General features: G+C 62.4%; 22 protein-coding genes and 1 tRNA gene. 11 read left to right on the top strand and 12 right to left on the bottom strand.

The window, feature by feature from the left end:
* Positions 1 to 42: 42 nt before the first annotated feature.
* A complete protein-coding gene (locus ACODSR_RS11480; protein WP_489076553.1) occupies positions 43 to 555 on the bottom strand; it encodes a GNAT family N-acetyltransferase in 513 nt (170 codons plus the stop codon).
* Between the two features lie 134 nt (positions 556 to 689).
* On the opposite strand from ACODSR_RS11480, the gene ACODSR_RS11475 reads away from it, so the two are divergent.
* Positions 690 to 1073 (top strand): dihydroneopterin aldolase, encoded by a 384-nt coding sequence (locus ACODSR_RS11475; RefSeq protein ID WP_489076551.1) that lies wholly within the window; start codon positions 690 to 692, stop codon positions 1071 to 1073.
* A gap of 211 nt (positions 1074 to 1284) precedes the next feature.
* Here ACODSR_RS11475 and ACODSR_RS11470 read toward each other — a convergent pair whose 3' ends face one another.
* Positions 1285 to 2229 carry an isopenicillin N synthase family dioxygenase gene (locus ACODSR_RS11470; RefSeq protein ID WP_489076549.1) on the bottom strand — a complete coding sequence of 315 codons (945 nt, stop codon included), beginning with the start codon at positions 2227 to 2229 and terminating at the stop codon, positions 1285 to 1287.
* A gap of 117 nt (positions 2230 to 2346) precedes the next feature.
* Between ACODSR_RS11470 and ACODSR_RS11465 the strand changes: the two genes are divergently transcribed.
* Together ACODSR_RS11465 and ACODSR_RS11460 are read left to right on the top strand one after the other, a co-directional pair.
* Positions 2347 to 2754 (top strand): EVE domain-containing protein, encoded by a 408-nt coding sequence (locus tag ACODSR_RS11465; protein WP_489076547.1) that lies wholly within the window; start codon positions 2347 to 2349, stop codon positions 2752 to 2754.
* A gap of 152 nt (positions 2755 to 2906) precedes the next feature.
* Positions 2907 to 3188, top strand: coding sequence for a hypothetical protein (locus tag ACODSR_RS11460; protein ID WP_489076738.1), 282 nt, complete (start codon positions 2907 to 2909; stop codon positions 3186 to 3188).
* 70 nt (positions 3189 to 3258) lie between these two features.
* On the opposite strand, the gene ACODSR_RS11455 is transcribed toward ACODSR_RS11460, so the two are convergent.
* The 5 genes from ACODSR_RS11455 to ACODSR_RS11435 form a co-directional block, all read right to left on the bottom strand.
* Positions 3259 to 3561 carry a glycine zipper 2TM domain-containing protein gene (locus tag ACODSR_RS11455; protein ID WP_006959876.1) on the bottom strand — a complete coding sequence of 101 codons (303 nt, stop codon included), beginning with the start codon at positions 3559 to 3561 and terminating at the stop codon, positions 3259 to 3261.
* Between the two features lie 667 nt (positions 3562 to 4228).
* Positions 4229 to 4303, bottom strand: a tRNA-Thr gene (locus ACODSR_RS11450).
* Between the two features lie 28 nt (positions 4304 to 4331).
* Entirely contained in the window at positions 4332 to 5189 is an 858-nt protein-coding gene (locus ACODSR_RS11445) for a hypothetical protein (RefSeq protein ID WP_489076736.1), read from the bottom strand.
* Positions 5186 to 6508, bottom strand: coding sequence for a replication-associated recombination protein A (locus ACODSR_RS11440; protein WP_489076545.1), 1323 nt, complete (start codon positions 6506 to 6508; stop codon positions 5186 to 5188). The genes ACODSR_RS11445 and ACODSR_RS11440 overlap by 4 nt, the downstream gene beginning before the upstream one ends.
* Positions 6509 to 6536: 28 nt before the next feature.
* On the bottom strand, positions 6537 to 7715 hold the full coding sequence (locus ACODSR_RS11435) for a glycosyltransferase family 4 protein (protein ID WP_489076543.1): 1179 nt from the start codon (positions 7713 to 7715) through the stop codon (positions 6537 to 6539).
* Between the two features lie 128 nt (positions 7716 to 7843).
* On the opposite strand from ACODSR_RS11435, the gene ACODSR_RS11430 reads away from it, so the two are divergent.
* The 3 genes from ACODSR_RS11430 to ACODSR_RS11420 all read left to right on the top strand — a co-directional run bounded on the left by ACODSR_RS11430 (position 7844) and on the right by ACODSR_RS11420 (position 11507).
* Entirely contained in the window at positions 7844 to 8062 is a 219-nt protein-coding gene (locus ACODSR_RS11430) for a hypervirulence associated TUDOR domain-containing protein (protein WP_217672253.1), read from the top strand.
* Positions 8063 to 8120: 58 nt separating this feature from the next.
* Positions 8121 to 8774, top strand: a complete 654-nt coding sequence (locus ACODSR_RS11425; protein WP_489076541.1) for an MOSC domain-containing protein — start codon at positions 8121 to 8123, stop codon at positions 8772 to 8774.
* Between the two features lie 288 nt (positions 8775 to 9062).
* Positions 9063 to 11507, top strand: a complete 2445-nt coding sequence (locus tag ACODSR_RS11420; protein ID WP_489076539.1) for a ribonuclease R family protein — start codon at positions 9063 to 9065, stop codon at positions 11505 to 11507.
* Positions 11508 to 11646: 139 nt separating this feature from the next.
* Here the strand turns inward: ACODSR_RS11420 and ACODSR_RS11415 are convergent, their stop codons facing one another.
* Positions 11647 to 12102: a universal stress protein gene (locus ACODSR_RS11415; protein WP_294134992.1), complete on the bottom strand. Its 456-nt coding sequence runs from the start codon at positions 12100 to 12102 to the stop codon at positions 11647 to 11649.
* 185 nt (positions 12103 to 12287) lie between these two features.
* Here ACODSR_RS11415 and ACODSR_RS11410 point away from each other — a divergent pair, with 185 nt between their 5' ends.
* The 5 genes from ACODSR_RS11410 (at position 12288) to ACODSR_RS11390 (ending at position 16711) form a co-directional block, all read left to right on the top strand.
* Positions 12288 to 13595 (top strand): pyruvate dehydrogenase complex dihydrolipoamide acetyltransferase, encoded by a 1308-nt coding sequence (locus ACODSR_RS11410; protein WP_489076537.1) that lies wholly within the window; start codon positions 12288 to 12290, stop codon positions 13593 to 13595.
* A gap of 11 nt (positions 13596 to 13606) precedes the next feature.
* On the top strand, positions 13607 to 14062 hold the full coding sequence (locus ACODSR_RS11405; RefSeq protein WP_489076535.1) for a hypothetical protein: 456 nt from the start codon (positions 13607 to 13609) through the stop codon (positions 14060 to 14062).
* Between the two features lie 4 nt (positions 14063 to 14066).
* Positions 14067 to 14468 carry an acyl-CoA thioesterase gene (locus ACODSR_RS11400; protein ID WP_489076734.1) on the top strand — a complete coding sequence of 134 codons (402 nt, stop codon included), beginning with the start codon at positions 14067 to 14069 and terminating at the stop codon, positions 14466 to 14468.
* Between the two features lie 22 nt (positions 14469 to 14490).
* Positions 14491 to 15906: a dihydrolipoyl dehydrogenase gene (gene lpdA / locus ACODSR_RS11395; RefSeq protein WP_489076533.1), complete on the top strand. Its 1416-nt coding sequence runs from the start codon at positions 14491 to 14493 to the stop codon at positions 15904 to 15906.
* Between the two features lie 265 nt (positions 15907 to 16171).
* A complete protein-coding gene (locus ACODSR_RS11390; protein ID WP_489076531.1) occupies positions 16172 to 16711 on the top strand; it encodes a phosphatase PAP2 family protein in 540 nt (179 codons plus the stop codon).
* On the opposite strand, the gene ACODSR_RS11385 is transcribed toward ACODSR_RS11390, so the two are convergent.
* The 4 genes from ACODSR_RS11385 to map all read right to left on the bottom strand — a co-directional run bounded on the left by ACODSR_RS11385 (position 16691) and on the right by map (position 21255).
* Positions 16691 to 18124 (bottom strand): DUF2142 domain-containing protein, encoded by a 1434-nt coding sequence (locus ACODSR_RS11385; protein WP_489076529.1) that lies wholly within the window; start codon positions 18122 to 18124, stop codon positions 16691 to 16693. The two genes, ACODSR_RS11390 and ACODSR_RS11385, sit on opposite strands and share 21 nt — an antisense overlap.
* Before the next feature lie 205 nt (positions 18125 to 18329).
* Entirely contained in the window at positions 18330 to 19742 is a 1413-nt protein-coding gene (gene glnA, locus ACODSR_RS11380; protein ID WP_489076527.1) for a type I glutamate--ammonia ligase, read from the bottom strand.
* A gap of 98 nt (positions 19743 to 19840) precedes the next feature.
* Positions 19841 to 20179, bottom strand: a complete 339-nt coding sequence (locus tag ACODSR_RS11375) for a P-II family nitrogen regulator (RefSeq protein WP_043151458.1) — start codon at positions 20177 to 20179, stop codon at positions 19841 to 19843.
* A gap of 248 nt (positions 20180 to 20427) precedes the next feature.
* Positions 20428 to 21255 (bottom strand): type I methionyl aminopeptidase, encoded by an 828-nt coding sequence (gene map, locus ACODSR_RS11370; RefSeq protein WP_489076525.1) that lies wholly within the window; start codon positions 21253 to 21255, stop codon positions 20428 to 20430.
* Between the last annotated feature and the right edge of the window lie 16 nt (positions 21256 to 21271).

Below are 21271 nucleotides of genomic sequence, written 5' to 3'. Positions count from 1 at the left end.
CCTAGCAGATAGGATCGCTGCGTCCCGATGGCAAAGGGGTATTCAGCCAGTAACGCGAATATCGGGACCAAGCATCCCCGTGCCGCCTATACTGCGACCATCGACCGACAACGCCAGCAGGCGGCGCTGCTCGACCGGGCCGGGCGCGCGCCATCCGCCGGTATCGTCGGCGCCAAAGCCCCAGAAACGGCCATAATATTCGGGGTCGCCAATCATCATCAGTGGCGGCGTCCCCTCTGCTCGTGCCGCCGCGACCACCGCGTCCATCATCGCCCGGCCATGGCCACCATTTTGATGGGCAGGATCGACCGCCACAGGGCCGACCATGATATAGGGAAGCTGCGTTCCGTCATCCTGCGTCAACGCCACCGGCCAGCTTTGCAGCGATCCGATCAGCGCGCCATCACCGTCCACCACGGCAAAGGAGAGCGCGGGAATCCACGCCACCGTCCCGCGAATCAGATAGGCTGTCCGTCCATGCCGGTCCGTGCCGAACGCATCGTCGAGCAGCCGCTCGATTGCGTCTGGGCGCTGGCTTTCGAGAGGGACAATCATAGACACGTCTTGCCGATCCGCCATCAATGGCGCATGGACCGCGCCGGGAGCGGCGGGCTTTACCGCCCGCATCGCAAAATGAAAGACTAAACTGGCCCCGCCTGACAGCAGGAAAGGGCCGGATATGGCGGGCCATGCAGACTGGATTTGACGATTTTTTGACGCTGGAGGTCAATAACCTCCATGTCGATGTGCTGACCGGCATTTATTCGGAGGAGACGCATCTCCCCCAGCCGCTGCGCATCTCCATCCGCGCGCGGCTGACGATCGCCGATCATTATGATCCCGACACGCCACTGACGCAGTCGAAAAATTATATGGACCTCAAACATGCGGCCTCGACCGCTTTGCCCGATGGTGTTCACTTCACCCTGATAGAGGCGGTGGCCGACCATATCATCGACACCATCTTCCTTCAGGGCGACAATGTGACCCATGTCGACGTGAAGATCGTCAAGCTGGCCCTGTCCGAACGCGGCGAGGAGATTGGCATTACGCTGGGCCGTAGCCGGAAATAGCTTCCGCTATTTTTTGCGGCCATAAACCCGGCGAAAAAAATCCTCCCCTGCAAGGGGAGGGGGACCGCTGGCGTCGCCAGTGGTGGAGGGGTGTCACCCTATCGAGAAGGCGACACCCCTCCGTCTGGCCTGCGGCCATCCACCTCCCCTTGCAGGGGAGGATCAGCTTTGTTCAACAGCTAATATCGCGTTTGCAGGCCACATAGCCCGCCTATTTCTTGATCAGTCCGATCTCGATCAGCCGCTCGGTCAGATAATCATGCGCGCTGATCGGCGGGTCGCGGCGCGGATTGGCGTCGCTCACGCATTGCGGCAGCGCGTCGATCATCACGTCGGGGCGCAGGTGCAGGAAGAAAGGCATCGAATAGCGCGAATGGCCGCGCCGCTCCGGCGGCGGATTGACCACGCGATGGCTGGTCGATGGCAGCCTATGGTTGGTCAGCCGCTGCAGCATGTCGCCGACATTGATCGCCAGCGCGCCGGGCGGCGGCACCACCGGCAGCCAGTTGCCGTTGCGGTCTTTCAGTTCCAGCCCGCCTTCTTCGGCCCCCAGCAACAGGGTGATCAGGTTTATATCCTCATGCGCACCAGCGCGAATGCCCGGCGCTTGCGGCGATACCGGCGGATAATGGAGCAATCGCAGGATCGAATTGCCCCGGTCGATCGGCCCGTCGAACCAGCGTTCCTCCAGCCCCAGATAGAGCGCGATCGCCGACAGCAATTCCGCGCCGACCCGGTCGAACTCGGCATAGAGTTTGGCAAAGACCGGCCGGAACGCGGGCAGTTCATCGGGCCAGACATTGGGCGGCATCGTCTCGGCCAGCGGATCGCCCGGCGGCAGATCGCGCCCGACATGCCAAAATTCCTTCAGGTCATTCTCGCTCGCGCCCTTGGCGATTTCCGTGCCGAACGCGGTATAGCCGCGCTGGCCGCCATTATATTTGGCATCATGGGCGCGCTTGGCGGCTTCGGGCAGAGCGAAAAAGTCGCGCGCCAGCGTCCATCCCGCATCGATCAGCGCCGGGTCCATGCCATGATCGCGCACCATTGCGAACCCGAATCGCTGGAAGGATTCGCCGAACCCCTGCGCGAAATCCGCCTTGCTCAACTCCGCCATCGACAGGACGGGCACCTGATCCAGCACCGATTGCGACACTTTATACTTCTCCGAAAATACGGGTCCGAAAACTCTGGGGCGGAGCGTGCAACATAAGGAACACGCACCGATATTCCCATCCTTGATCGCGGCGAAGCGGTGATGCAAGGAGGCAAAATGAACTATTGGCTGATGAAATCGGAACCCGATGTTTTTTCCTATGACGACCTGGTCGCCAAGGGGAAGGCGGAATGGGACGGCGTGCGCAATCACACCGCCCAGATCAATATGAAGGCGATGCGCCGGGGCGACCTGGCGCTCTTCTACCACAGCAATATCGGTGTAGAGGCCGTGGGCATCATGGAAATTGTCGAGGAAGCGGCCCCCGACAGCACGGACGAGAACGGCAAATGGATCGCGGTCCATGTCCACGCCCGCGAAAAGCTCGCCAAGCCAGTGACGCTCAAGACGATGAAGGCCGATCCGGCCCTTGCCGGCATGGTCATGCTGCGCCAATCGCGCCTGTCCGTGTCACCGGTGTCAAAGGATGAGTTTGATCACATCGTCGCACTATCAAAGGCTTAAGGGGTCAGAATCGTTCCGGTTGCGTTCTGCGCAACTGTTCCGGCGCTTTTTGCGATTGTCGCTTTGCTGCGCTGCGCCATAGAAGCGCCTCAACAGAATAAGAATATTACAGAGGTGTTTGATCGGCATTCACAAGGAGTTTACCCATGCGAATGCTGTCCAAGTTTGTTGCCGCCAGCGCCCTTGGCGCTTTTGTTGCCCTCGTTGCCCCTGCCCAGGCTGAAGAAGCCGCCAAGCAGCGCTTCACCCACGAAGGCTATACCTATGTCTATGAGGTGAAGGACACCAAGGCTGGCCAGGTTATTTCCGGCCGTCGTTTCCCCGATGCGGTTGCCTTCAACCTCTCGGTCAAGAATGGCAAGGTTTCCGGCGTTTCCGGCGGCCAGCAGGTCACGTTCAAGGTTGATGAAGCGCGCGGCGCTGCCTCGAACTGAGCGTCACGCCTTTTGAGCCACTAAAAAGGCCGCTTCCGACGGGAAGCGGCCTTTTTTGTTGGCGTGGCGCTCAGCGGCAGCGGCGCTTGCTATCGACTTCCTTGCCAAGCAGACCGCCACCAACGGCACCCAGGATCGTACCTGTCGTGCGTTCGCCGCGCGTATCGATCGCCCGGCCCAGCAGCGCGCCACCGGCGGCACCGACGATCAGACCGGTCGTGCCATTGGACTTGCGACAATAGGTCCGGCCATCGCGACCGCGCCATTCCTTATACCGATAATCCTTGCGCGCCTGTGCGCCATCGGTCGGCACGGCCATGGACAGCGGAACGGCCAGCGAGACGGCGGCCAGGGCGAGTAGGGCTTTACGCATGAGTATCTCCTCCAATTGCGCTGATTTGACGCTTGAACCCCTGCATCTTGATGGAAGTTGCATGAACGTCTCACAACGAGATAAGCCATTGTTTATCATGCATTAAAACTTGAGATGAAATGGTGGCGAACCGCGACGAGCGGGACTTGCAGCTGCTAATTTCTAGGAAGCTGGGCGGGCCGAAAACTTATCCACAGCTTTATGACAGTTTTGATACTGGCGACTGCCGATTCCGCTTTGCACGACTCGCTTTTGGTGACAGCATCCCCTTATCGGAACAGCAGGAAACGGAGTGATCCATTTCCAGAAATCCCCGGTAAAACAGGAATTTAATGCTGTCCTGAGGGTCCGCTGGAAGGCGTCGTTCGCAAGGGCGACATCAACTAACGGATCGGTCCAAAGGACCGCTGCCGGGTACGCGCGAAAGTGAACGTCGGGCATCGGATATTTGAGGACCAGAGCCGGATTGGCTGCCCTTGGCCCGATCCGGAGCAGTCCTTGGCAAACAGCCTTTCAGGCCGGTGCCAGGACAACGCCGGGCCGATGATCGCCTCTCGCCAGAGAAGCGGATCGCATGACCCGACGGCAGTGGGGACCGACAGCAATGTCGGCCCCCATTTTGCGTTTGGGGCCTGGCGCTGAACGCATCTTGGGGAACGATGCCAACTGGTGCCGGATGCAGGATTTGAACCCGCGACCTTCGGTTTACAAAACCGCTGCACTACCACTGTGCTAATCCGGCGCACCAGTCAGGCGACACGCCCTTACTATCAGATGACGCCGAACGTCCAGCCCTCCGTTGCAGCAATTTGTCGATCGAGCGCGGCTGGACACCACAGCGCATCCTGCCCCGCCACCGCCCGCATCCACGCCGCCGTCACAATCGCGTCCGCGCCATGATCGTCGGGCATCGCGCCTTCATGCCGCTCCGACCCGATCACCCCCAGCGCATCATTGAGCGCCGCAGAATCGCGCATCTTGGCTCGACCCTTCGCCCGTCCGGCCGCCGACGCGGCAAGGCTGGTGTAGATTTCCACGATCAGCGACCCGCGCGCGGGCAAGGGATCGAACGGCCACACCGGCACATCGCCCCGCACCCGATGCAGCAGTCGCATCCCGGCAAAGCTCGCCTTGGCCACCTGCGCCGCGCCGATCGCGTCATAGACGGTGGATGGCTTGCCCCCGCCACCCGCCAGATAATGCGCCTCGCACGCGCGATTATGCATATAATCGGCCTTCACCCCGTCCGCCTTGCCGAAATAGAAATGTCGCCGGTGCGCCACCTCCAGCAGGTTCGCCGCGCCCAGGTCAGCATCCTCGCAAATCGCATCGACATAGGCCCAGAAGTCCGGCGCATTGTCCGGCACGGCGTCGCCCGGCAGATAGCCACCGCGCGCCACAAAGGGCGGCGCAAAGCTGAAATCAAATCCGAACAGGGTAGGGGCCTCGCCCGCGATTCCCACCAGCCAGTCCGCCACGCCTGTCCGCGACCACACCCCGCCCGGTGCCTCCACCAGCCGCGGCACCGCGCGCCCCGCCTCGCACAGCGCGACCGCAATCCCCTTATGCCGCGCGCCTTTCGCCCCGGACCAGTCGATCGCGGCAAAGCGCGTGAAGCCGGGCGTCACCCTGCGCCGCGCTCCGCCCGCAACCGCTGCCAATAGGCGATCCGCTCGGCAATCCGCGCCTCATAGCCGCGATCTGTGGGCGCATAGAAGGTCTGCGGTGTCATCTCGTCCGGCCAGTAATTCGCGCCGGAAAAGCCGTCCGCCGCGTCATGATCATATTGATAGCCTTTGCCATAGCCGACATTCTTCATCAGCTTGGTGGGGGCGTTCAATATATTCTGCGGCGGCATCAGCGATCCGGTGTCGCGCGCCGATTTGAACGATGAATTCATCGCCATATAGGCGGCGTTGGATTTGGGCGCGGTCGCGCAATAGAGGCAGGCCTGCACGATCGCCACTTCGCCTTCGGGACTGCCCAGAAAGTCGTAGGCCTCCTTGGCGGCCAGGCACTGGACCAGCGCTTGCGGATCAGCCAGGCCAATATCCTCCGCGGCAAAGCGCACCAACCGCCGCAGCACATAAAGCGGCTGTTCGCCCGCCACCAGCATCCGCGCCATATAATAAAGCGCGGCCTGCGGGTCCGACCCGCGCAGCGACTTATGCAGCGCGGAGATGAGGTTATAATGCCCCTCCCGATCCTTGTCATATACCGCGACCCGGCGGTGAAGCAGGGCGGACAGCCCGGCCGGATCGAGCGGCTCTGCTATGTCGATCGCATAAAGCGTCTCGACCTGATTGAGCAGAAAGCGCCCGTCGCCATCCGCACTTGCCACCAGCGCCTCGCGCGCGTCTGCGTCCAGCGGCAGGGGACGCCCCGTCACGGCTTCGGCCCGGTCGAGCAATTGCTCCAGCGCCGCCGCATCCAGCCGTCGCAGGATCAACACCTGCGCCCGCGACAGCAACGCCGCGTTCAGCTCGAAACTCGGATTCTCGGTCGTCGCGCCCACCAGCGTCACCGTGCCATTTTCAACGAAGGGCAGAAACCCGTCCTGCTGCGCCCGATTGAAGCGATGGATTTCGTCTACGAACAACAGGGTCTTGTCGCCCCGACGCCCATGCTCCTTGGCGGCGGCAAAGACTTTCTTCAGGTCCGCAACGCCGGAAAACACCGCCGAAATCGGCTCGAACCGCATCCCCACCGCATCGGCCAAAAGGCGCGCCGTCGTGGTCTTGCCGGTTCCAGGTGGTCCCCACAGGATGATGGAGGATAGTCGCCCCGCCGCCACCATCCGCCCGATCGCCCCCTCCGGCCCGGTCAGATGCTCCTGACCCACCACCTCCGCCAAGCTGCGCGGACGCAAGCGGTCGGCCAGCGGCGCGGTATCGCTGACGGCATCGGCGCCGGTCAGGGCGTCATCGGAAGCGAAAAGATCGGCCATGCCTTTTGATATAGGGACGAATGCGCGCTCAGGGAACCGGGCTGGATCGCGGCATCATGCCCTGCTCACGCTGGCGGATGATCCGCAAATAGGTATCGACCAGCGCTTGATTGACCTGATCCCACCCGTTGCGCTCCGCCCGCGTCTGCGCCGCCGCGCCCGCCTGTCCGCGCGCATCACAGTCCAGGCAATAATCCTGCAAGGCATCGGCAAAGGCGCCGATTGCGCCGGGGCGGATCAGCCGCCCGGTCACCCGGTCGCTCAACAGGCTTTCGCTGCCTGTCGCGCGCGCCGCAACAGTCGGCACGCCGCACGCCATCGCCTCCAGCGTGACATTGCCGAACGTCTCGGTCACCGACGGGTTGAACAGCATGTCCATGCTGGCGACCGCACGGCCCAGATCATGGCCCTGCTGGAAGCCTGTAAAGACCGCGCCGGGCAGGCGATTCTGGAACCATTCGCGCGCCGGGCCTTCGCCCACCACCAGCACCTTGTGTGCCACCTGACGCGCGGCAAGCTGGTCGATCGTGTCGGAAAACACGTCCAGCCCCTTTTCCATCACCAGCCGGCCGATAAAGCCGATGGCGGGCATGTCATCATGGATGCCGATGGACCGCCGCCAATCGAGATCGCGCCGACCCGGATTGAAAATCTCGCGGTCTATGCCGCGCGTCCAGATGCCGACATCATAGCTCATCCGCTGTTCGCGCAGCAGCTGCGCCATCGATTCGGACGGGGCGACGATCGCGTCGCAGCGGCGATAGAAGCGGCGCAATATCCCCTCGATCACCGGCTCCAGAAACGCCAGGCCATAGTAACGCGGGTAAGTCTCGAACCTGGTATGCACCGACGCCACCGTCGGCAAATCATTGTCCCGCGCCCAGCTGAGCGCGCGATGACCCAGCGGGTCGGGGCTGGACAGGTGGATCAGATTGGGCGCGAACGCCTTGAGATCGCGGCGGACCCTGGCCGACATGGCGTAGGGAATGCGATATTCCTTGCGGCCCGGCACCGGCACGGACGGCGTACTGATCAGGTCGCCTGCGGGCGCAAAGGCCGGCGTATCGGTGGTAGGCGAATAGACCCGCACCGCCGCGCCCTGCCGCAGCAAATAGCCGACGAAGCGATTGAGCGCCTGATTGGCCCCATCGCGCACATAATTATAATTGCCGCTGAACAGGGCAATGCGAAGGCCGCTAGCATCCATCGCAGCCCCCTTAGCCCAAGAAATGTGAAAACCCAAGGGAACCGGGTAAGCCCTTGGGAATTATGCCCTTAGTTAGGATTGGGACACCGGCTGACGCGGTTGCGCCCAAGGAACAAGAGGATGCCCCGATGCCGCAGACATTCCGTAAAGGTGCGCGAGTCAGATGGAATTGGGGGCAGGGCGTCGGCCGGGGACATATAGCGGAACGGTTCGACCGTCCCGTCGAGCGCCATATCGAAGGCGTGCCTGTCCGCCGCAACGGATCGCCCGCCAACCCTGCCTATCTGATCCACGCTGATAATGGCGCGCAGGTTTTGAAACTTAGCTCGGAAATCCACACCGCCTGACGCCACTAACTCGCAGCCGGCCTCTCGCATCATCGGCGTAGCCATGGCATGACGGGGCATGGACACGCCCTTCATGACCATCGACGCGCTGCTTGTCGGCACGCCTGTTCCTTTTCGCGAAGGCGACTATAGCGCCATCGCGAAAACGCCTGTCACCGGCCCGGTGCAGATTACATGGGACGGCTTCGTTGGCAATCAGGTCGCCGACCCGATCCACCATGGCGGCTGGGACAAGGCGATCCACCTCTACCCGCAGGATCATTATGGCTGGTGGCGTGACCGCAAGCCCGGCCAGCCCTTGCTCGATGCGCCCGGTGCCTTTGGCGAAAATATCGCCTCGCGCGGGATGACGGAGGATCAGATTTGCCTCGGCGATCGCTTCACCTTGGGCAGCGCGATCGTGGAGGTCAGCCATGGCCGCCAGCCCTGCTGGAAACTCGACCACCGCTTCGCCGCACGCGACATCATGGCGACCATCGTGAAAACCGCGCGCAGCGGCCTCTACTTCCGCGTGATCCAGCAGGGGGAAGCGCAGGCTGGCACCGCCATGACCCTGATAGACCGCCCGCTCCCAGATTGGAGCGTCGCCCGCGTCTTTCATTTACTCATCGGCGGGGGCCATAAAAGCGACCCGTCCGCCGTCCGCACCCTCGCCAACAGCCCGGTCCTGGCCGAAGCCTGGCGCGACCGCGCCCGCAAGCTCTCCCCTTAACCCTTCTCCCCTTGGGGGAGAAGGATATGAAGCCTTAACGAACGCAGTGAGTTTAGGCGAAGTTGGAAGAGGGGGAACGGCGCGCTGTTCTCTGTCCTACACCCTACCAAACTGCTACACACCTACCCGGCTCCTTCCTATCGTCCGCACCCAACCACGACCGCACACCACGCGGTCGACCGGTAAACTTCACCCAAATTCCTCATATGCGACATGGGCGAACTTTGCGAAGTTCCGCGCACCGCCATCCCTCTGGCGCAGCGCTGGCGCGCCCCCTATAGCTGTCCCATGACATCAAACGACAAAAAGGCGCCCGCCCCAAAGCGTCCCGCCCGCGATAAGGTGCGCCCCGCCGGTTTCCCGACCCGCAACGAAATCATGGATTTCATCACCACGTCCGATCAGCCAGCGGGCAAGCGCGAAATCGCCAGGGCGTTCGGCCTCAAGGGCCAGGAAAAGATAGCGCTCAAGGCTCTGCTGAAGGATATGGCCGACGAAGGCTTGATCGACCTCGGCCCCGCCCGCGCTTTCCACAAGCTGGGCGGCGTACCCAAGGTGACGGTCCTGCGCATCATCGACGTGGACGATACTACTCTGATCGCCACCCCCGAAAGGTGGGAAGCCGAAGGCCAGCCCGCGCCCCGCCTGCGCATCGTCGAGCGCGGCAAACGCGGCGCGCTGACTGTTGGCGACCGCATCCTCGCCCGCACCGAGGAAGCCGGAAAGGGCTGGATCGCCCATCCGATGAAGAAGCTGCCCAAGGCGACCGAGATGCTGCTCGGCGTCGTCGAGGAAATGGCCGACGGCAAGCTGTGGTTGCGCCCAGTCGACAAGCGCATCCGCAAGGACACGCCGATCAGCGATCTTGGCTCCGCCAAAAAGGGCGATCTCGTCCTCGCCGAACCGACCGGTCGCCCGCCGCGCATCTCCGCCCGTGTCACCGACATTCTCGGTGACCCCTTCGCCCCGCGCAGCTTCAGCATGATCGCCATCCACAAGCATGGCATTCCCCACGTCTTTCCCGACGCGGTGGAGGAGGAAGCGGTCACGGCCTCCAAGATCGACCTTGGCCCCATCGCTCCTCCCCTTGCAGGGGAGGTGGCAGCACGAAGTGCTGACGGAGGGGTGTCGCCCTATCGAGAGGGTGACACCCCTCCGGCTGGCCTGCGGCCACCCACCTCCCCTGCCAGGGGAGGATCTGCGGGGCGCGAGGATCTGCGTCATCTGCCGATCGTCGCGATCGACCCGGTGGACGCCCGCGACCATGACGATGCGGTCTGGGCGACCCCGGACGAGGATGAGGGCAACCCCGGCGGCTTCCGCGCCATCGTCGCCATCGCCGATGTCAGCTATTATGTCCGCCCCGGCAGCGCGCTGGACCGCGAAGCCCGCAAGCGCGGCAACAGCGTCTATTTCCCCGACCTCGTCGTGCCGATGCTGCCGCACCAGCTTTCCTCCGATATGTGTTCGCTCCGCGCCGGGCAGGACCGTGCGGCGATGGCCTGCCACCTTGTCATCAACGCCGCTGGCAAGGTGACGTCATGGCGCTTCTCCCGCGCCATCATCCGCGTCGCCGCCGTGCTGGCCTATGAGGACGCACAGGCCGCGATTGATGGCAAGGCCGATCACCCAATGCTGGACATCGCGCTAAGGCCACTCTGGGCCTGCTGGGCGTTGCTGCACAAGGCGCGCGAGAAGCGCGAGCCGCTGGCGCTTGACCTGCCCGAACGGCGCGTGGTGCTGGACGAATGGGGCAAGATCGTCAGCGTCGCGGTGCGCGAACGGCTCGACGCCCATATGCTGATCGAAGATTATATGATCGCCGCCAATGTGGCAGCAGCCAAGGCGCTGGAACAAAAAAAAGCGCCCGTCATGTACCGCGTCCACGAACCGCCCAGCCGTGACAAGCTGGTCGCGCTCAAGGAGTATCTCGCGACCTTCGACATCGACTTCGCGCTGGGACAGGTCATTCGCCCCGCAACCTTCAACCATCTGATCAAGCGGGTAGGGGAGGCGGAGGAAAAGCCGCTGATCATGGAGCAAATCTTGCGCAGCCAGACCCAGGCCTATTACAGCCCGGTCAATATGGGCCATTTCGGCCTGGCGCTCGGCTCCTACGGCCATTTCACCTCGCCGATCCGCCGCTATGCCGACTTGTTGGTCCATCGCGCGCTGGTTGGCGCCCATGGCCTCGAACTACCCGCGCCCAAGGGCGGCACCATTCCCGCCAAATCCTCGCTGAGTGTCGAGGATTATGAGAATATGGGCCGCGTCGGCGAAATGATCAGCCAGTTCGAGCGCCGCGCGATGGAGGCGGAGCGTGACACGGTCGATCGCTATGTCGCCGCCTTCCTGGCCGCCCATGTCGGCGAAATCGTGAAAGCGCGGATCACCGGGGTCCAGAATTTCGGCTTCTTCGCCACGGTCGAGGAATTGGGCGGTGACGGGCTGGTCCCGGTATCGACCATGGGTCGCGAACGCTTTTTCTACGATGAAGCCGGCCGGGCGCTGGAAGGCGTCGAAAGCGGCGATCGCTACACCGTCGGCCAGCGGCTGGAATTGCGACTGGCGGAGGCCGACCCGATCAACGGCGCGCTGCGCTTTGAACTCCCCGACGCGCCGCCTTCACGCGGCGGCCCAATCAAACGCGACCGCACCCGTCCGGGCAGTCATCGTGGCCGACCGATCAATGTCCGCCATATCGGTGCCAAAAGGGGCAAGCATAAGCGGTAACCGCCATCCTCCCCGGCACGGGGAGGGGGACCACGAAGTGGTGGAGGGGGCTATCCGCCCGCGCAGCGCTGATACGCCATCCCCCTCCGTCGGGCTGCGCCCGTCACCTCCCCTTGCAGGGGAGGATGGATAAGTAGACTCAACTCAGCCGATCAATCGCCTCAGCGTCCAGCGCGCCCGGAATGATCATGATCGGGCAGGGCATCCGCCCCGCATCAGCCCCGGCAAAGTGGGACACCAGCGTACCCGGTGGCCCGCTGGCCGCGGCACCCAGCACCAGGGCAGCGACATCGTCCATCTCGTCCAGCGTCCGCCGCACCACGGTGACCGCATCGCCCTGCCGCACGGTGATGCTGGGGCGAATGCCGGACTCGTCGGTTAGCGTGCCCGCAGCGCTGGTCACCAGCGCTTCGGCACGTTGCAGCGCCTCATCCTCCATCGTCGCCTGCACGCCGCCCCACTGGACGAACTCGGCAGGCGGAATCAGGGCCAGGATGCGGACCGCGCCACCCGTTTGGGCTGCCCGACGGGCAGCAAAACGCAGCGCGGTTTCCGCTTCCGGCGATTCGTCCACGACAACCAGATATGTCCGCACTTTCGATCGCCCCCGCGTCCTATTCATGGCCCCGTCGGGGGTCATGGCCGGTCCAACGAACCAGTGCGGTGAAATGTGGGCCATATTTGCCCCTTCCGCAAGCGCTCGCTTGACCGATCCGGCGAATGGGTGAAAACGGGCAGCTATTGGCGCGTGCCGTACAGATAAGAAGAGGCCCCGAACGCATGAGCAAGACGATCCAGATGCCCGCTTTGTCCCCGACCATGGAGGAAGGGACGCTGGCCAAATGGCTGGTCAAGGAAGGGGATACGGTATCGTCCGGCGATCTGCTGGCGGAAATCGAAACCGACAAGGCGACGATGGAATTTGAAGCGGTCGATGAAGGCATCGTCGCCAAAATCCTGGTGTCCGAAGGCTCCGAAGGCGTGAAGGTCGGCACCGTCATCGCCATCATCGCTGAAGAGGGCGAAGATGTTGCGACCGTTGCTGCCAGTAGCGGCAAGCCAGCGCCCAAGGCCGACGCCGTTCCCGCCAAGGCAGAGGCCGCAGCCCCCGCCGCTGCTGCGCCGAAAGCGGACGCGGTTCCCGCCGCCGCCCCTGCGACGGACGCCCGCGTCAAGGCCAGCCCGCTTGCCCGCCGTCTGGCGCAGGCCAAGGGCATCGATCTGGCCGCTGTTTCCGGCACCGGTCCCAACGGTCGCATCGTCAAGGGCGACCTGGACGGCGCGAAAGAAGGCGTTGCGGCGCCCGCCGCTGCACCCGCCCCGGTCACTGCGCCTGCTGCAAAGGCCCCTGCCGCAGCCCCGGCACCCGCCGCCGCCAGCGGCGCGCAGGATTTCGGCATCCCGCACGAGGTCGTCAAGCTAAGCGGTATGCGCAAGACGATCGCGCGCCGCCTGACCGAATCCAAACAGCAGGTTCCGCACATCTACCTGACCGTCGACATCCAGCTCGACAGGCTGCTCAAGCTGCGTGGCGAACTGAATGCTGGTCTCGCCAGCCGCAAGGTCAAGCTGTCGGTCAACGACCTGCTGATCAAGGCGCTGGGCGTCGCGCTGATCCAAGTCCCCGAATGCAACGTCCAGTTTGCCGGCGAACAGATGCTGCAATTCAAGCGCGCCGACATCAGCGTCGCGGTGTCGATCCCCGGCGGCCTTATCACCCCGATCGTGACCGGCGCGGATGCCAAGGGCGTCGCCGCTATCTCGACCGAGATGAAGGACCTGGCCGATCGCGCCAAGGCGGGCAAATTGTCGCCCAACGAATATCAGGGCGGCACCGCGTCGCTGTCCAACATGGGCATGTTCGGCATCAAGCAGTTTGAAGCGGTGATCAACCCCCCGCAGGCCATGATCATGGCAATCGGCGCGGGCGACAAGCGGCCCTATGTTGTCGACGACAGCCTCCAGATCGCGACCGTCATGTCGGCCACCGGCAGTTTCGACCATCGTGCAATCGACGGTGCCGATGGTGCGCGCCTGATGAAGGCATTTAAGGAACTGATCGAAAACCCGATCGGTATGCTCGCGTAAGGGAGCTGTCTGTGTTTAAGGACGCCGAGGGAAAATTATATAATGCCAGTAAAATTGTTTCGATAGGCCCGTCAACTTATCGAGGCGTGATCGAAGGTGTTTCGACGTATCAACATTTGGTGGTGGTCGAAGGCCAAGTAGAACCGATTTGGGTCAATTGGGATATAGTCGAACATATCGAAGAATTGGCTGGGCAATTGATAGCCTCTGGCTCAGACTACTATGTTGTTGATTTTCAGTATCCCGTTCAGACTTCTCCATTGTTGGAACCAGTAATAGGGTGGATCATTTCTCCTGTTTCGTATCGACCTCCGACACCAGTAACTTTGAATGGAGCAAACAATGGTCGTTCTGGCTACAGTTGGCCGATTTTGCATCCGTCTGGGAAAGTCACTGAATTGAGCGAATGCTGGCCATCGTTGGAGGCTTGCATCGAATCGTTGAGGGTACAAAATGGCGATGCTTGATGGATTGAAGCGAACGGACGAGCAGCCGCCGGAATATAGTCCGGCGGTGCGCGTCATCGCCATGCCCGCCGATACCAATCCCCATGGGGATATTTTCGGCGGCTGGTTGATGAGCCTGATGGATTCGGCAGCTGGATCGGTTGCCGCCCGCCATTCTAAGGGTAGGGCGGTGACGATCGCGGTCGAAGGGATGACGTTCCTCCGTCCGGTCATCATCGGCGATGAAGTGTCGGTGTTCGCCAGTCTGGCGTCGGTCGGCTCCACGTCGATGAAGATCGCGGTTGAAGCCTGGCGGCGCGCCCGTCATGACGACCGTTCTTATCGCGTGACCCAGGCGACCTTTACCTTCGTGGCGATCGGAGAGGATCGCCAGCCCCGTTCCGTTCCGCCGATCGCGGACGCATAATCACAAGAAGCGAGTGTGACCCATGGCTGAACCTTATGATCTCATCGTCCTTGGCTCCGGCCCCGGCGGCTATGTCGCCGCGATCCGTGCCGCGCAGCTTGGCCTGAAAACCGCCATTGTCGAGCGTGAAAGTCTGGGCGGCATCTGCCTCAACTGGGGCTGTATCCCGACCAAGGCGTTGCTGCGCTCGGCCGAGATTTTCCACTATATGCAGCACGCCAAGGATTATGGCCTGGCCGCTGAGAATATCACCGCCGACATCGAAGCTGTGGTGAAGCGGTCGCGCGGCGTCGCCAAGCAACTCAATCAGGGCGTGACCGGCCTGATGAAGAAGAACAAGATCACCGTCCATATGGGCGATGGCAAGCTGGTTGCTAAGGGCAAGCTGTCCGTCACCAAGGACGGCAAGAGCGAAGAGCTGACCGCCAAGCATATCATCATCGCCACTGGTGCGCGCGCGCGCGACCTGCCCAAGCTGAAAGCCGACGGCAAGCGGGTATGGACGTATCGCCACGCCATGACGCCGCCTGAAATGCCGACCAAGCTGCTGGTGATCGGCTCCGGCGCGATCGGCATCGAATTTGCCAGCTTCTATAATGACATGGGCGCTGACGTGACCGTGGTCGAAATGATGGACCGCATCGTTCCTGTCGAGGACGCCGATGTGTCCGCCTTCCTCGAAAAGGCGGTCAAGAAGCAGGGCATGACCGTGCTGACCGGTGCAAAGATCGAGGCGATCGCAACCGGCGACAAGGGCGTGACCGCGACGATCAAGGACAAGGCCGGCAAAGACACGACCGTCGAATATAGCCACGTCATCGTTGCCATCGGCATCGTCCCCAATGTCGAAAATCTGGGTCTGGAAGATGTCGGTATCGAGCCGGACCAGCGCTACCACATCAAGACTGACGCCTATGGCCGCACCAATGTCGACGGCTTCTGGGCAATCGGCGACGTCACCGCGCCGCCATGGCTGGCCCATAAGGCGAGCCATGAAGGCGTCATCGTTGCCGAGGCGATCGCGCAGGCGCTGGGCAACACGGATGTCCATCCCCATGCCATGGACGTGCGTAACATCCCCGGCTGCACCTACTGCCACCCGCAGATCGCCAGCGTCGGCCTGACCGAAGCCAAGGCCAAGGAAGCCGGTTATGAGGTGAAGGTCGGCATGTTCCCCTTCATCGGCAATGGCAAGGCGATCGCGCTGGGCGAATCCGAAGGCTTCACCAAGACCGTGTTCGACGCCAAGACCGGCGAACTGCTGGGCGCACACATGATCGGCGCGGAAGTCACGGAAATGATCCAGGGCTATACCATCGGCAAGACGCTGGAGACGACCGAGGCGGAATTGATGCACACGGTATTCCCGCATCCAACCATTTCGGAATCGATGCATGAAAGCGTGCTGGCGGCCTATGGCCGTGCGCTTCATATCTAGAGGCACATTCGATCAGTTTTGCACTATTCCCAATCCTCCCCTGTAAGGGGAGGTGGATGGCCGCAAGCCAGACGGAGGGGTGTCACGCTCTCGATAGGGTGACACCCCACCGTCAGCACTATGTGCTGACACCTCCCCTTGCAGGGGAGGATGACCTGGATGATGGTGCGCGGCATTGATTGGTTCTGCCCCTGATCGCTGGACAGGACAGAAAGGCGCGGGGGCTTTCGCTCTCGCGCTTTTTTGCGTTCTGGCGATTGCGCTGATGCAGCGGTCGGGGTGGTTGGATGGCCTGAATGTCGGGCTGATGGGCTGGGCGGGGACGGCGCGCGATAGCGGGATCGGGCAGCAACTGACGCCGCTGATGCGGCTGGCAACGGCGATCGGCGACACGATCGGCAGGCTTGCGATTTTGGCGCTGGTGCTGCCTGCGCTGCTGTGGCGGCATTGTCGCGCCGGTGCGCTCTGGCTGGCGCTGATGATGGCGGGCGGGACTGCGCTCAACCTGATCCTTAAGCAGATATTCGCCGCGCCGCGCCCGGACCTGCTGCCCCATCTCGACATCGTCCATAGCTACAGCTTTCCCAGCGGCCATGCGGCGGGCAACATGATGATGTTCGGTGCGCTGGCGATGCTGGCGGGACGGCGCAGCGCCTATTGGGCCGCGGGCATGATGATCGCGCTGATCGGGGCCAGCCGCGTCTGGCTGGGCGTGCATTGGCCAAGCGACGTCACCGCCGGATGGATTGAGGGCTTGGGTTGGCTCGCTTTGTGCCGCGTCTGGCTACCAGCGCGGCGAGGGTAGCAGCAACGCCCGCGTCAGGCTGTCATGCGGCGGCATTCCGTCGCTCGTGATGAAGCCATGGACCCAGAAACTGTCATAGGCGCTGGCCGCTGCGATTAGCAGGACGAGCAGCGCGGAGGCGGCAAGCACTGTCCGTGCGCCGCGCACGGCCCGGTCGGGCGAGAACGCCAGCAGAACCAGCGGCAGGACAGGCAGGAAATAGCGGCCCTGTGTTCCCTGGATGAAATCAGCACCCGGCGGCGTGCCGGTCAGATACATGGCGGTTTCGATCAGCAGCGCGACCCCGCCCGCGACCGCCAGCCACCAGAGGCGCTGGCCCATGCCAAAGCGCGCTTCCGCTCCGCTCAGAATCGCCGCGCCCAGCACGACCGCCGCCAGCGGATAGGTCGCCAATGGCAGCAGGATCGCGTTCCAGCCAAAGCGCCCGACGATCTGAAGCGCATAGACCGGCGCGCGCTCGATCACGCTGGACGTCAGGATGCGGATATAGCCGACCGGATCGTTCAGGATCACCGCCAACTGGTCGGCCAGCGGCGCGGTCAGCACGCTCTCGCCGGTCTTGCGCGACATGATATGGTAGAGCGCCTGACTACCGCCCGAAAATTTCATCCAGCCCACAAATGCTATCGCGCCCAGTGCCATGGCACCCAGGATAAGCCACGACCGCATATCGCGCCGATGCTGCGGCCAGCGCAGCCCCGCCGCCATCAACGGCAGATAGACGCCCTTGGCCAGCGCCAGAAGTGGTGCTGCCAGAACCAGTCCCGCCGACGCCTGCCCCATGAAGCCGACGCGCAGCGCCAGTGCAAGTCCCAGAAAGCCCATGCCGTTGATCACCGCATCGGGCGAGAGCGAGCCGATCTGATAGGCAAAAGTCGGCAGTAAGGCGACGCCCAGCATTGCCATCCGGCCAAAGGGCAGCAGTCGCAGAGCCGCGATGAGCAGCCCAAGCGCGACCAGCGCATTGACGATCCGCCCGGCATAGAAACTGCCCAGCCGTGGCAGGCCCAGAGCATCGCCGATCAGCAGGCCCGCCGCGCCCGGCGCATAGAGCGTCGGCGCATAGCTCGCGACATTGGGGAATTCGGCAAAGACGGTGCCGCGCCGCGAAGCATCCGCGTTCCAGCTGTGCGCCAGCATTGCGGAGTCGAACCGGCGCACAGTGCCCGGCACATCGGTCGGGAAATCTACTGCATGAAGGTCGATCGCTGCGCGGGGCAATTCCGCGCCGATCGCCTCGCCACGCTGCTCTGTCCGCACGCCGCCTTCGGACAGCAGCAGCGCCTTCATATAATGCTGATTTTCGTCCGGTGCCTGAAAAGGCGGCGTCACCAGCGCAAAGAACAGTGTCGCGGCGCAGATTGCCGCCAGCAGCAGCCGTTCGAGCGCAGACCATGGCGTAGCGAACAGCATGTCGCCCCGCGTCGCCCGCGCCCTCCCAATCCGCTCGTTCCGCATTACTGCCCTGTGCCTTTGCTCAATTTCCGCCAGACCATAGGCCGCCAGCCCTTAACATTTCGCGCCTGTAAAGAAATTCTGCCCAATCGTGACTGCAAAGGAAAAGGCCCGGCCGCTTGGAAGCGACCGGGCCTTTTCCGTTGTACAGCGCTGAAAAAGATCAGCCGCTATAATACATGTCGAATTCGACCGGCGAAGGCGCCATTTCCCAGCGATACACTTCGGGCCATTTCAGTTCCATATAGGCGTCGATCTGGTCCTTGGTGAACACGCCGCCCTTGAGCAGGAAGTCCTGATCCTTTTCCAGGCTTTCGAGCGCTTCGCGGAGCGATCCGCAAACGGTCGGCACCTTGGCCAGTTCCACCGGCGGCAGGTCGTACAGATTCTTGTCCATCGCCTCGCCGGGATGAATCTTGTTCTCGATCCCGTCGATGCCCGCCATCAGCAGCGCCGATGTGGCAAGATAGGAGTTGGCGAGCGGATCGGGGAAGCGGAATTCGACGCGCTTCGCCTTCGTGCCGGCACCATAAGGGATACGGCAAGAAGCCGACCGGTTGCGCGCGGAATAGGCGAGCAGCACGGGGGCTTCAAAGCCCGGCACCAGACGCTTGTAGCTGTTGGTGGTCGGGTTGGTGAAGGCGTTGAGCGCCTTGGCGTGCTTGATGACGCCGCCGATGAAATAGAGGCAGGTGTCGGACAGGCCGGCATAGCCGTCGCCGGCAAAGGTGTTCTGCCCCTTGCTCCAGATCGAAATATGCGTGTGCATACCCGAACCATTGTCGGCCTTGATCGGCTTGGGCATGAAGGTCGCGGTCTTGCCATAGGCCTGGGCCACCATCTTCACGACATATTTATAGACCTGAATGCGGTCGCAGGTTTCGACCAGCTTGCCGAAGGTCAGGCCCAGTTCGTGCTGGCTGCCCGCGACTTCATGGTGATGCTTGTCCATGGGCAGGCCCATTTCCATCAGCGTGGTCACCATTTCGGCGCGGATGTCGGTGGTCACATCGACCGGGCCGACCGGGAAATAGCCGCCCTTGGCGCGCGGGCGGTGGCCCATATTGCCGCCATCATATTTCGTGCCGCTGTTGGTCGGCAGCTCGACATCGTCCAGCTTGTAGAAGCTGCCATTATAGGTGTTGTCGAATTCGACGCTGTCGAACATGAAAAATTCAGGTTCCGGGCCGATATAGACGGTGTCGCCAAGGCCGGTCGACTGGAGGAACATTTCGGCGCGCTTGGCGGTCGAACGCGGATCGCGCGAATAGAGCGAACCATCTTCGGGTTCCACAATGTCGCACACCAGGATCATCATTGGCGTCGCGCTGAACGGGTCGAAGAACACCGCGTCCAGATCGGGCTTCAGAATCATGTCCGATTCGTTGATTTCCTTCCAGCCCTCGATTGAGGAACCGTCGAACATCAGGCCGTCGGTCAGCTCATCTTCGCCAATGACGTTCGCGCACATCGTCAGGTGATGCCAGGTGCCCTTGGGATCGGTAAAACGGACATCGACCCACTCGATCTCCTTTTCTTCGATCATCTTGAGAATGTCTTTTGGCGTATTGGCCATGTGCGCTTGCCCTTCTCGTTTGTTACCCCCCCGAAGGGGTAGATGGATGCCCGTTGTTCCGTCAGACCGATGCCGGGATGACGAGAATTTGCGTGAAATCAGATCGCGTCGCTGTCCCGCTCGCCGGTGCGGATCCGCACGGCGCCTTCGACGTTGGAAATGAAGATCTTGCCGTCGCCGATGCGCCCGGTCTGCGCGGCGGCACAGATCGCCTCGACCACACGGTCCGCCAGCGCATCATCAACGACGACCTCCAGCTTCACCTTGGGCAGGAAATCCACGACATATTCAGCGCCGCGATAAAGCTCGGTATGGCCCTTCTGCCGGCCAAAGCCCTTAGCTTCGGTCACGGTAATGCCCGATACGCCCACTTCGTGGAGCGCTTCCTTCACCTCGTCCAGTTTGAACGGCTTGATGATCGCTTCTATCTTTTTCATCACTTGTAATCCCAACCCATGACGCACGACAGAATGCGGGCGCGACCCGCATCCCTCTCTCCTCAAGTGACGATCGTCATGTCCCCCCAAAAGGCCAAGCGCCGTCCCTCTTGATATCCAATTACCGTGCCAAATGGCGAATCGCTAGAACATGCTTTCGGCGATGCAGCAATCTTTGTCCATATTGCCCGGATTCAGGGCATTTCCGTGTCAAACTGCCCGTTTTTTAAGCAGGGCATGACGCGCGCTCAGCTATAGGGCGGCGCGTCCAGTCCGGCAGGGCTTTTGGTGAAAATCTCGCACCCCGTTTCGGTGATGCCGATACTATGTTCGAACTGGGCGGACAGGGTGCGGTCGCGCGTTACCGCGGTCCAGCCATCATCCATCATCTTGACGCCCGGCTTGCCGATATTGATCATCGGCTCGATCGTGAAGAACATGCCGGGCTTGAGTTCGGGGCCAGTGCCGGGACGGCCGACATGCACGACCTCCGGGCTGTCATGGAACACCCGGCCCAGACCATGGCCGCAAAAATCGCGGACCACGCCATAGCGGTGCTTTTCGGCGTGCCGCTGGATCACATGGCCGATGTCGCCCAGATGGTTGCCAGGTTTCGCCTGCTCGATGCCCAGCATCAGGCATTCATAGGTCACCTCGACCAGCCGCCGCGCCTTGATCGGCGCGTCGCCCGCGATGAACATCCGGCTCGTGTCGCCATGCCAGCCATCGACCAGCGGGGTGACATCGATATTGACGATGTCGCCGTCCTTCAGCCGATAGTCGCCGGGAATGCCATGGCAGATGACATTGTTGATCGATGTGCAGCAGCTATGGGTATAGCCGCGATAGCCCAATGTCGCAGGCACGCCGCCGCCATCCAGCGTCATGCGCCGCACGATGTCGTCCAGCTCACCGGTGGTGACGCCCGGCACGACATGCGGCACCAGCGCGTCGAGTATCTCCGCCGCCAGCCGCCCGGCGCGGCGCATACCTTCAAAACCCGCCGCGTCATAGAGTTTGATCGCGGACGAACGGGAAATCGGCGCATCGGCCGTCATCGTCATATATTCGGTCATGACATGACTATAGGGG

The sequence above is a fragment of the Sphingobium sp. FG125 genome (assembly GCF_057809795.1).
This window is presented reverse-complemented; position numbering and strand designations above follow the sequence as displayed.

Bases quoted from the DNA above. Each gene is read 5' to 3' on its own strand.
- ACODSR_RS11480 (WP_489076553.1), bottom strand. From the start codon at position 555: ATGATTGTCCCTCTCGAAAGCCAGCGCCCAGACGCAATCGAGCGGCTG.
- ACODSR_RS11475 (WP_489076551.1), top strand. From the start codon at position 690: ATGCAGACTGGATTTGACGATTTTTTGACGCTGGAGGTCAATAACCTC.
- ACODSR_RS11465 (WP_489076547.1), top strand. From the start codon at position 2,347: ATGAACTATTGGCTGATGAAATCGGAACCCGATGTTTTTTCCTATGAC.
- ACODSR_RS11460 (WP_489076738.1), top strand. From the start codon at position 2,907: ATGCTGTCCAAGTTTGTTGCCGCCAGCGCCCTTGGCGCTTTTGTTGCC.
- ACODSR_RS11455 (WP_006959876.1), bottom strand. From the start codon at position 3,561: ATGCGTAAAGCCCTACTCGCCCTGGCCGCCGTCTCGCTGGCCGTTCCG.
- ACODSR_RS11440 (WP_489076545.1), bottom strand. From the start codon at position 6,508: ATGGCCGATCTTTTCGCTTCCGATGACGCCCTGACCGGCGCCGATGCC.
- ACODSR_RS11435 (WP_489076543.1), bottom strand. From the start codon at position 7,715: ATGGATGCTAGCGGCCTTCGCATTGCCCTGTTCAGCGGCAATTATAAT.
- ACODSR_RS11430 (WP_217672253.1), top strand. From the start codon at position 7,844: ATGCCGCAGACATTCCGTAAAGGTGCGCGAGTCAGATGGAATTGGGGG.
- ACODSR_RS11425 (WP_489076541.1), top strand. From the start codon at position 8,121: ATGGACACGCCCTTCATGACCATCGACGCGCTGCTTGTCGGCACGCCT.
- ACODSR_RS11420 (WP_489076539.1), top strand. From the start codon at position 9,063: ATGACATCAAACGACAAAAAGGCGCCCGCCCCAAAGCGTCCCGCCCGC.
- ACODSR_RS11410 (WP_489076537.1), top strand. From the start codon at position 12,288: ATGAGCAAGACGATCCAGATGCCCGCTTTGTCCCCGACCATGGAGGAA.
- lpdA (WP_489076533.1), top strand. From the start codon at position 14,491: ATGGCTGAACCTTATGATCTCATCGTCCTTGGCTCCGGCCCCGGCGGC.
- ACODSR_RS11390 (WP_489076531.1), top strand. From the start codon at position 16,172: ATGCAGCGGTCGGGGTGGTTGGATGGCCTGAATGTCGGGCTGATGGGC.
- ACODSR_RS11385 (WP_489076529.1), bottom strand. From the start codon at position 18,124: ATGCTGTTCGCTACGCCATGGTCTGCGCTCGAACGGCTGCTGCTGGCG.
- glnA (WP_489076527.1), bottom strand. From the start codon at position 19,742: ATGGCCAATACGCCAAAAGACATTCTCAAGATGATCGAAGAAAAGGAG.
- ACODSR_RS11375 (WP_043151458.1), bottom strand. From the start codon at position 20,179: ATGAAAAAGATAGAAGCGATCATCAAGCCGTTCAAACTGGACGAGGTG.
- map (WP_489076525.1), bottom strand. From the start codon at position 21,255: ATGACCGAATATATGACGATGACGGCCGATGCGCCGATTTCCCGTTCG.